The organism is Staphylococcus simiae (assembly GCF_002902085.1).
Classification (GTDB): Bacteria; Bacillota; Bacilli; order Staphylococcales; family Staphylococcaceae; genus Staphylococcus; species Staphylococcus simiae.
Map to the genome: position 1 here is coordinate 1 of NZ_PPQR01000073.1, position 4914 is coordinate 4914.

Below are 4914 nucleotides of genomic sequence, written 5' to 3' on the forward strand. Positions count from 1 at the left end.
GCATTGGGGCCCCAGCAAAGAAAAATTCTGTCAACAGAATTTTTACTATAATGTGCAAGCTGGGGTGCGAGGCTTGAAAATTTAATTATGTATCAGTCCGATTTGTTAGAGAACCTTTATTATCCAGACAGTTATTACCAATTGCACCATATTTAACATAGCATGCTTTTTAGCGAAGTTTCCTTTGTCTGTAGAAATCAATACATATAAAAGATGAAAAACATTTTTCTACTTATAACACTGAACACAAATTAACATTTTACAATAATGAGTTTTTCTAAAGATGTTTAGTGAATGGATAGCTAGGTTAGAGAAATGTATGAAATGCACAATTTTAAATTAAATTGATAAGACACATGAATTTTTAAAAGTAATCTTTAATTGGATTTAGAGATAGATTTTATAGACAACTAATTTATTTGATGAAATCTTCAATTGAATTTTTAAAAAAAGGATAAATAATTGCAATTAAGACAAAATAATTCAAAATTCATAATGATTTAAAATGCTGAAATATATAGTTTTGCTATATTTGTAAAAGTATAATTAGTTATGTATTATATGTATATACAATTTTAAAATTGTGCAAAATATATGGGGTGATTCATGAATGAAGAATAAACAAGGATTTTTACCGAATAGATTAAATAAATACGCTATAAGAAAATTTACTGTAGGTACTGCATCGTTATTAATAGGTGCTACTTTAGTATTTGGCGTAGAAAATGTAGCCAAAGCAGATGAACTAGATAACAGTTCTACTCAAAATAAAGATGGTAGTAAAGATAAGAGTGAACCAGTAGATATAACTGAGTTAACTGATAGTTCAGCTACAAATAACAAAGATAAAGCAACAACAACTTCAACAGAAACGACTACGACTGTAGAACCAAACTCAGCAGGTACTTCAAATGAAATGACTACGACAAATACTGATGATAAAGAGGGTACCGAATCAGCTGAACAAGATACAACTTCTTCGGATAAAACTTCTAAACAAGAATCCTCAAGTACAAATCAAAGCACAATTGATAACACAACAGATAATCATGCTACACAAGATACAACCTCAACTGACAAGACCACACAAAATGAAAAAGATTCAGCAACGAATAAGAATGAGACAACAAATGATAAACAAGCAACACAAGATACAACTAAAACAAGTGAGCAGCATAAAGCTTCAAAGGCGAGAGATAGGGAAACTACCAAAGTTGATGAAAACGATAACAAAGCTGATGTAACTACTGATAAAAAAGCCTCAACTAAAGGCGGAAAAGTAGTCAAAAGTAGCAACACAACTAAAGCTAAATCTGATAAAAAAGTAGCACAAAACACAAAAACTAAAAAGGACAATAAGGCTACTAAGCAACAAAGTAATAAAACTGCTAAAAAAGTTGCATCAAAACATGATACAACATCAACAAACAATACAGAACTAGCTAAAAAATTAGCTAAATCTAAAGATAAAGCTACAGCTGTAAATTCATTTTTAAAAGAGCATGTTTCTGAATCAGAAGCTAAAGATATTTTAAACAATACGGATGTTAATTTTAATAAAGCCTCTGATGAAGAAATTAACCAAGCGGTATTACAAGCAGCGTTAATTGAGTTAGCAAATAAACAACAAAGTACGGAAACATTAGCTACAGCACCAAGAGTAAGAACGTTTATGAGAGCTATGGCAACGCCAGTAATGTTTGCTGCAGCAGTCAATGACTCAGAAGATGTTCAAAAATCATTAGGTTATTCAAGTAACTATACCTTTAGTTCACTTGTTTTTGCGCCGGGAACTTTAGACAGTGATGCAGCAAAAGCTAATAATTACATTCCGTTTGACATACATGCTTATATGTCGGGTTCAAACTCTGGCTCAAGATATAAAATCGATTTGAAGTTAGATGAAAAAATAGCTGATCATGTGACGAAAATTACAGTCAATCCAGCAGGACGCAGTACGCCAGTTGAATTTGTAAGATTAACAGATGATAATGGTAACCCATCTGATATTTGGGAAGTTAACTACATTCGTGCGAATGGTGGTTTATTTGGTGGCGCTGAAATTTTAAAAACATATTCAGCAACGAATGGTCGTATCGAATTAGATGATACAGTAGGCAATATTTTAAATGAAGCTGGTAATTTATCTAACAATAAATTGAATTATCAAATATATGTTAGAGATTCAAATAATAATACTATTATCCGTACATCAGAAAGTGGTGGCTATTTCCTTACAAGTACAGATAGTGATTTAGCAGCTCTAAATAATAATAAATCAACAGCAAATTCAGATGCATTTAGAGCGAGTAGTGGTACCGCTGTACTAGATACTACAGTCGGAACAAATGGGGCTATTATTGTTGACCAACAAATTGTTAAAAGTGGTACATTTGGCTATGGTGGTGGACAAAATAAACAATGGAGTTACAATTATCAAATTGATAAAGATTTAATACCATTTATTGAAAGCGTTGAGTTAGATAGGTATGACTATAATGGTTTATCTGGGTTTGATAAAACGTATAACGCCTCTAATAAAGTCGCTGATTTAAAAATTGATGCTAACGGTAATGGCACGATTACGGCGAGTGACTTAAATAATTTAATCGAATTTAATAATGGCTTACCTGAGCCAGTTGGTATTCGAGTTGTTATTAAATTAAATCAAAGCCCCAACAACATTTTAACTAAAGATGCACAATATGATAGTAACGGTAACTTAATCACTTCAACTACTGACCGTCTTGAAGACTTTACATTTGCAGGTTATTTAACTGATAATGCAGGTAAATTAATTAATAACACTTTAGGAACAACGTCATTAGGATTGCAAGACTATGACCAGGACGGTTTGTTAGATAGTTATGAAAGAGACGTATCATTAACTGATCCAAATAATGCAGATACAGATGGTGATGGTAAAAATGATGGTGATGAAGTTAAGAAATATTTAACGTCACCATTAGTAGGTACGCCACAAGTCGCTGATATCACCATTAATGACACTAAAGTAAGTGGTTCTGTACCATTGCAACCGAATGCGGGTAGTCAAACAGCTAAAGTGATTAATCCAGCAGGTCAAGTGATAGGTACATCAGCTGTTAATAGTGATGGTACATTTACAGTGACTATTCCTAAGTCAGCAGCAGGTCAATATACTATAGCGATTGATGCTGCTAACTATCCGAATGATGAAACGAGCACATTTAATATCATCGATAATACAATTGTTCCTGCACCATTAATCGACCCAGTCGATGATAATGACACAACCATTGGTGTACGTGGTACAGCAGGTTCTACAATTACTGTTAAAGATAATAATAATAATGTCATAGGTACAGTTACGCTAGGTGCTAATAGCACTACTGGAACATTGACGTTAACTAAGCCATTAACGGCAGGTACGCAATTAACATCAACTGCTACTAAAAATGGTAAAACAAGTACAGTTTCACCAACCGTAACTGTTACAGATGCAACTGCTCCTGACGCACCTGTAATTAACAGAGTAACAAGTGAAGATACAACAGTTAAAGGTACTGCCGAACCAAATTCAACAGTGACTGTGATATTTCCAAATGGAACAACACAAGTTACCACTGCTGACAGTTCAGGCAATTATACAGTTAATATCCCAAGCTCACTTGATTTAACTGGTAGCGAAGTGATTAAAGCTACGGCGACAGATGCAGCAGGCAATAAATCTGTAGAATCTAATACAACAGTTGTTGACACTACTGCTCCAAACCAACCAACAGTGAATAGAGTGACGAGCGAAGATACAACAATTACAGGTAAAGCTGAACCAAATTCAACAGTAACAGTGACATTCCCAAATGGCACAACGGTTCAAGCTATTACAACAACTGATGGTAGTTATAGAGTGGCTGTTCCAACTAATATTGATTTAAAAGGTGGAGAAAACCTTACAGTAACAGCGACAGATAAAGCAGGTAACACTTCTACGAGTGCGAATACAACAGTTGTAGATGTAACACCACCAGCAGAGCCAACAATCAATACTGTAACCAGTCAAGATACAACGATTACTGGTAAAGCTGAACCTAACTCAACTGTGACAATAACATTCCCAGACGGTACTACTGCAACTGGTACTACTGATCAGAACGGAAACTATACAGTAAACATCCCTAATACAATAGATTTAAAAGGTGATGAAGAGTTAAGTGCTGTAGCAACAGATGCGGCAGGTAATAAATCTGTTGAGTCTGGTACGACAGTATTAGATAAAACAGCACCAGATGCTCCAACTGTAAACCCAGTTACAAGTGAAGATACAACGATTACTGGTAAATCGGAACCATTTGCTACCATAACCGTGACGTTCCCAGATGGAACAACAGCAACGGGAACAGCGGACGAAGATGGAAATTATGTCGTTGATATTCCGTCAAGTGTTGACTTAAAAGGTGGTGAGACATTACCAGTGACATCAACCGATGAAGCAGGTAACGTATCAGCTCCAGCGAATACTGTAGTGACAGATACAACAGCGCCGACAGCACCAACGGTGAACCCAGTGACAAGTGAAGATACAACGATTACAGGTAAAGCGGAGCCAAACTCAACCGTAACTGTAACGTTCCCAGATGGCACAACAGCGACAGGCACAGCGGACGAAGATGGAAATTATGTCGTAGATATTCCAACCAATGTTGACTTAAAAGGCGGCGAGACATTACCAGTAACATCAACGGATGAAGCAGGTAACGAATCACAACCAGCGAATACTGTAGTGACAGATACAACAGCGCCGACAGCACCAACGGTGAACCCAGTGACAAGTGAGGATAAGACCATTACAGGTAAAGCTGAACCAAACTCAACCGTAACTGTAACGTTCCCAGACGGTACAACAGCGACAGGAACAGCAGATGAAGATGGTAA

The 4914-nt window shown here is 35.8% G+C and carries 1 protein-coding gene; it reads left to right on the forward strand.

The window, feature by feature from the left end:
- Nucleotides 1–610 precede the first annotated feature (610 nt).
- Nucleotides 611–4914 (forward strand): Ig-like domain-containing protein (locus tag CD113_RS09120; RefSeq protein ID WP_103262346.1); only part of this gene is annotated, 4304 nt, incomplete at its 3' end.